We start from the raw sequence: 4414 nt of genomic DNA on the forward strand, positions 1-4414 counted from the left end.
ACGTCGGCGAGGATCTGGCACGGATGCGAGAGGTCGGTGAGCCCGTTGATGACCGGCACGCCCGCATACGCGGCCAGCTCCACCACGTCCTGATGCGCAAACGTGCGGATCATGATGCCCTGCACGTAGCGCGAGAGGACGCGCGCCGTATCGGCGATGGGCTCGCCGCGACCGATCTGCACGTCGCGCGGCGACAGGAAGTGCGCGGTGCCGCCGAGCTGAATGGCGCCCACCTCGAACGACATGCGGGTGCGGGTGGAGGACTTCATGAACAGCATCGCGAGCGCTTTGCCGGCGAGCGGTTTGGCGTCGTACTTCCCGGTTCGCATGCGCTCGGCGAGATCGAGCAGGGCGAACGTTTCGGCCGGCGAAAAGTCGGCGATGTTGAGGAAGTCGCGGTGCGGGCGCTCGGCCCCGGACGATGCGTGCATAGCTATTCGGCCCAGGCTGGGACACGACGAAACGGCCCCGGTGGGAAAAGCAGACGGCGCGGCTGGAGGGCCGCGCCGAGCGAAGGCGGGAATTTAGAGGGGGACTGGTCTGAGGGGAACAGTGCTACGCTGGCGAGGATGTCCGGACATCGGGCGTCAGAGGATGTACTTCCGCAGATCCTCGTCCTCGGCGATCGACTTGAGCCGGTCACGGACCATGTCGGCAGTCACCGTGACGGTGTCCTTGCCGCGGTCGGGCAGTTCATAGAGCAATTCCTCGAGCAGCGTGGTCATGACCGTGTGCAAGCGCCGCGCTCCGATGTTCTCCATGCGCTCGTTCACCCGCGCCGCCACGCGTGCCAGCTCGGCAATCCCCTCGGCCGTGAACTCGAGTGTCGCGCCCTCGGCTTCCACCAGCGCGGCGTACTGCTTGGTGAGCGCATTCTCCGGCTCCGTCATGATGCGCACGAAGTCGGCCTCGGTGAGCGCCTTGAGCTCCACCCGAATGGGGAAGCGCCCCTGCAGCTCCGGAATGAGATCGCTTGGCTTGCTCACGTGGAACGCGCCGGCCGCTACGAACAGAATGTGGTCGGTCTTCACCGTGCCGTACTTGGTCTGCACGTTGGAGCCCTCGACGATGGGGAGCAGATCACGCTGCACACCCTCCCGCGACACGTCGGGGCCGCCAGCCTGACCGCGTTCGCCGGCGATCTTGTCGATCTCATCGAGGAACACGATGCCCATCGCTTCGGCACGCTCCAGCGCATCGCTCGTGATGTCGTCGAGGTCGATGAGCTTCTCGAGCTCCTCATCGAGCAGAATGCGACGCGCCTCGCTCACCTTCACCGTGCGGCGCTTCTTCTTTTTGGGGAGCATGTCGCGAAACCACTCGGCCATGCTCTCCATGCCTTCGGGCGCGCCGGGCATCACGGCGCCGGGCATTCCCGGGCCGCTCTGCGTCACCTCGACCTCCACCTCGCGGCCATCGAGCTGCCCATCGAGCAGTAGTGCCTTGAGCTTGTCGCGCGTACGCTTGTGCCGTTCGAGCGCCTGATCGTGCTCGGTGCGCGCATCGGGAGACGCCTCGGCCGCGAGCGACGGCGGCACGGGCAACAGGAGGTCGAGCAGGCGATCGTCCACCTTCTCGTTGGCCAGATCCTCGACCTCGACCTCACGCTCGGTGCGCACCATGTCGATGGCGTTCTCGATAAGATCGCGAATCATGCTTTCGACATCGCGCCCCACATACCCGACTTCGGTGAACTTCGACGCCTCCACCTTCACGAACGGCGCGCCGCTCAGCTTGGCGAGGCGCCGCGCGATCTCGGTTTTGCCCACACCGGTCGGGCCGATGAGGATGATGTTGTTGGGTGAGATCTCGTCGCGGATGTTTTCGGGCGCGCGCTGTCGGCGCCACCGGTTGCGCAGCGCGATGGCGACCGACTTTTTCGCGTCGGCCTGCCCGACGATATAGCGATCAAGCTCCGCGACGATCTGTCGCGGCGTGAGGTCGGCGAGGCGCGCGATGGCCTGCTGCGTACGGGGACTCGGCATCAGCTCGTCGGCTCCAGCACCGTGATGTTGGTGTTGGTGTAAATGCAGAGCTCGCCGGCGATGGTGAGGGCCTTCAGCACGATATCGCGTGGGGGCAGTGTGGTTTCGCGCAGGAGCGCGCGCGCCGCCGCCTGCGCGTAGTTGCCGCCCGATCCGATCGCCAGCACGCCGTCGTCGGGTTCGATGAGTTCCCCGTTCCCGCTCAGGATGAACCCGTGATCGGCATCGACCACGACGAGGATGGCTTCGAGCCGCCGCAGCACGCGGTCGCTGCGCCACTCCTTCGCAAGCTCCACCGCAGCACGCGGCAGGTTGCCGGGATACCGTTCGAGTTTCTCCTCGAACTTCTCGAAGAGTGTGAGCGCATCGGCGACCGAACCGGCGAACCCGGCAAGCACTCGGCCGCCCTTGAGCGTGCGCACCTTCACGGCGGAGTTCTTGGCCACCGTGTCGCCGATCGACACCTGGCCGTCACCACCAATGGCCACGCGGCCATCACGGCGCACGGCGAGAATGGTGGTGGCCTTGATCTGGGGGAGAGTCATTGCGCGCGGCAGAGGGAACGGGAAATCGATCGGGACTGCGTTGGAAAGATACGACGGACCCGATTGCGATGACACACGCGGCTGGCTGCCATCACAGGTTGGCATATGCCCCCTTGCCAACCATCCCTCTCGCTCGGCACCATATGGCCATGCCCGCGTTGCCCGCTCACCGCTGGACGGCTGACGACGTCCGCGCCCTCCCCGACGAACCGGGGAAGCGTTTCGAGTGCGTGGATGGGGAACTGCTGGTAAGCTTGAACCCGCGGCTGCCCCACCAGTCCGCTGTCGGCTACCTGTTTGTCAGCGTGAATGCGCACTGTCGTGCGCACGACATCGGTGCCGCATTCATGGCGCCGGGCGATATCGAGCTCGACCGGTTCACCCTCGTGCAGCCCGACGTGTTCGTGCTGCCGCTTGTAAACGGGCGTCGCCCGCGCACAGCGGAGGAGATCGGGCAGCCGTTGCTGTTCATCGAGGTGCTGTCGCCCAGGACCGCCCGCTACGATCGCGTCGTGAAGCGGGGCCGCTATCAGCGTGCCGCGATCGAGTACTGGATCGTGGACCTCGAAGCGCGCCTCGTGGAACGCTGGCTCCCTGATGCCGACCGACCGTTCATCCACACCGACCGGATCGTGTGGAGCACCACCGGTGCGCCCGACTTTTCGCTCGATCTACCGCCGCTCTTCGTCGACGCGCTCGGCGATCCCTGACCCGCTCGCTTCTCCACACGGCCGTGACTCTTCCTGTCAGCTACGACGACATCCTCGCGGCCCGTGAGCGGCTGCGCCCGTTTTTCAGCGCTTCACCAGTGCGGCATTACCCCTTGCTCGACGAATTGGTGGGGTATGGCATTCGCGTGCTCGTGAAGCACGAGAACCACCTCCCCACCGGCAGCTTCAAGGTGCGCAACGGGACGTCATCCATCACGGCACTGACGTCGGAGCAGGCCGAGCGTGGAGTGATTGCCGCCACGACCGGCAACCATGGACTCGGGTTGGCATGGGCCGGCGCCGCACGCGGCGTGAGCGTGACCATCTGCGTCCCCAAGGGAAACAACCCCGAGAAGAACGCCGGCATTCGCTCGTTTGGCGCCACGCTCATCGAGGTGGGTGATCGCTACGACGACACAGTGGTCGCGTGCCGCACGATCGCGGAGCAGGAACAGCGGACCATCGTGCACTCCACCAATCATCGACCCGTCGTGGCCGGTGCGGGTACCATGATGGCCGAGTTCTGTGAACAGGTCCCCGATCTCGACGCCGTGGTGATTGCGCTGGGTGGCGGGTCACAGGCGGTGGGCGCGATGGCCGTTGCCGGTGCGGTGAAGCCCGACCTGCAGATCTTTGCGGCACAGAGCCAGGGCGCCACGGCGCAGCACGATGCGTGGCGAGACGGGATACCGCGCGCCGGCGAGCCGGTGCAGACGTTCGCCGAGGGGATCGCCACGGGGAGTACGTATAACCTCACCTTCGAGGCGCTGCGCGGCGGGCTCGCCGACTTCGTGCTCGCCAGTGACGATATGATCGCGCAGGGCGTACGCGACCTGTGGAGCATCACGCACAATCTGGCGGAGGGATCGGGGGCCACCGGACTCGCGGGCCTGCGGCTGCTCGCGCCCCAGCTCGCAGGAAAGACGGTGGGCATCGTGATGTGCGGCGGCAATCTCGATGCGGCGCGCGCGGTGGAGATTTTGGCGGGGAAGACACCTGGGAGGTGAACAGTTCGACTGATCACCGACGACTGACACTACACACTACGAACTCCCCCGGAGATCACGCGATTTCCGGGGGAGTTTGTAGTTCGTAGTTGCGGTTGTCAGTCTTCAGTCTCTCTCCCTCACTGCCGTCCGAAATTCCACACGAAGTTCACCATCGGCACACAACA

4 protein-coding genes and 1 pseudogene are annotated in these 4414 nt (G+C 65.6%); 2 read left to right on the forward strand and 3 right to left on the reverse strand.

Features of this window, described 5'->3' with window-relative positions:
* From ACIQ6O_RS13345 to hslV, 3 genes and pseudogenes are all read right to left on the reverse strand, one after another.
* A pseudogene (locus tag ACIQ6O_RS13345) lies at positions 1–431 on the reverse strand (ornithine carbamoyltransferase); the annotation flags it as partial.
* Positions 432–587: 156 nt separating this feature from the next.
* A complete protein-coding gene (hslU, locus tag ACIQ6O_RS13350) occupies positions 588–1985 on the reverse strand; it encodes an ATP-dependent protease ATPase subunit HslU (RefSeq protein WP_396208283.1) in 1398 nt (465 codons plus the stop codon).
* Entirely contained in the window at positions 1985–2530 is a 546-nt protein-coding gene (hslV, locus tag ACIQ6O_RS13355) for an ATP-dependent protease subunit HslV (RefSeq protein ID WP_396208284.1), read from the reverse strand. Before hslV ends, hslU begins: the two co-directional genes overlap by 1 nt.
* A 143-nt stretch (positions 2531–2673) precedes the next feature.
* Here hslV and ACIQ6O_RS13360 point away from each other — a divergent pair, with 143 nt between their 5' ends.
* Positions 2674–3240 carry a Uma2 family endonuclease gene (locus ACIQ6O_RS13360; protein ID WP_396208285.1) on the forward strand — a complete coding sequence of 189 codons (567 nt, stop codon included), beginning with the start codon at positions 2674–2676 and terminating at the stop codon, positions 3238–3240.
* A 23-nt stretch (positions 3241–3263) separates the two neighbouring features.
* Entirely contained in the window at positions 3264–4247 is a 984-nt protein-coding gene (locus ACIQ6O_RS13365; RefSeq protein ID WP_396208286.1) for a threonine/serine dehydratase, read from the forward strand.
* Positions 4248–4414: the final 167 nt, after the last annotated feature.

Origin of the sequence: Gemmatimonas sp. (genome assembly GCF_044345575.1) — a bacterium.
Taxonomy (GTDB): Bacteria; Gemmatimonadota; Gemmatimonadetes; order Gemmatimonadales; family Gemmatimonadaceae; genus Gemmatimonas.

Coding starts and splice junctions, on each gene's coding strand:
- ACIQ6O_RS13360 (WP_396208285.1), top strand. CDS start 2,674: ATGGCCATGCCCGCGTTGCCCGCTCACCGCTGGACGGCTGACGACGTC.
- hslV (WP_396208284.1), bottom strand. CDS start 2,530: ATGACTCTCCCCCAGATCAAGGCCACCACCATTCTCGCCGTGCGCCGT.
- hslU (WP_396208283.1), bottom strand. CDS start 1,985: ATGCCGAGTCCCCGTACGCAGCAGGCCATCGCGCGCCTCGCCGACCTC.